The sequence below is a fragment of the Psychrobacter sp. CAL346-MNA-CIBAN-0220 genome, from assembly GCF_040309805.1.
Classification (GTDB): Bacteria; Pseudomonadota; Gammaproteobacteria; order Pseudomonadales; family Moraxellaceae; genus Psychrobacter.
The window spans coordinates 1-250 of sequence record NZ_JBEOPF010000561.1 but is presented as its reverse complement, the minus strand read 5'-3'; the positions used below and the strand labels follow the sequence as shown (position 1 = coordinate 250).

The following is a 250-nucleotide window of genomic DNA, read 5'->3' as shown; positions in this document are numbered from 1 at the left end:
GCACAAGGCTTACCGCATCCTCATCTGTAGCAATTTAACCATTAATCCAATGTTAACCTTTGCCCAAGGAACCCCGTTCCATGTTAGAAAAACTATTTAAACTTAAACAGAACAACACCAGTCTTAAGCAAGAGGCTGTGGCCGGTCTGACTACTTTTTTAACGATGGCCTACATCATTTTTGTTAACCCTATGATGCTTGCTGATGCAGGGATGGATCATGGTGCAGTATTTGTTGCCACATGTTTAGC

Annotated in this window: 1 pseudogene; it reads left to right on the top strand. The window is 42.0% G+C overall.

Annotated features, from left to right (window positions below):
- Nucleotides 1–80 precede the first annotated feature (80 nt).
- Nucleotides 81–250, top strand: a pseudogene (locus AAEY88_RS14805) (NCS2 family permease); the annotation flags it as partial.